The organism is Onishia niordana (assembly GCF_004798965.1).
In the GTDB taxonomy this organism is placed as follows: domain Bacteria; phylum Pseudomonadota; class Gammaproteobacteria; order Pseudomonadales; family Halomonadaceae; genus Onishia; species Onishia niordana.
Genome location: NZ_SDSD01000047.1, coordinates 1 through 293 on the forward strand (window position 1 = coordinate 1; position 293 = coordinate 293).

A 293-nucleotide genomic window follows, 5' to 3' on the forward strand; every position below is an offset into this window, starting at 1 on the left:
TGCAAACTCGATTGATTTATATATATCACTCACTAAGCTTAGAGCAAATCCTAAAGATGCAATTACTGTATCTCCTGCACCAGTTACATCATATACTTCTCTAGCAACTGTTGGTTTTATAGTTACTTCATCATTATCTAAAATTGCTATTCCATTTTCACTTAATGTAATTACTGAAAGAGTTAAATTTGCATCTTCTTTTAATTTTAATAATGATTTTTTTAATGTAGTATCATTATCGATCTCAATTTTAGATGCAACTTCTGCTTCCTTTTTATTTGGTGTTAAAAGAT

1 protein-coding gene is annotated in these 293 nt (G+C 28.0%); it reads right to left on the reverse strand.

Going from position 1 to position 293, the window contains the following annotated elements; translation table 11 throughout:
* On the reverse strand, nucleotides 1–293 hold a 293-nt coding region (locus ETC27_RS18470), incomplete at both ends, for a PfkB family carbohydrate kinase (RefSeq protein ID WP_240724963.1).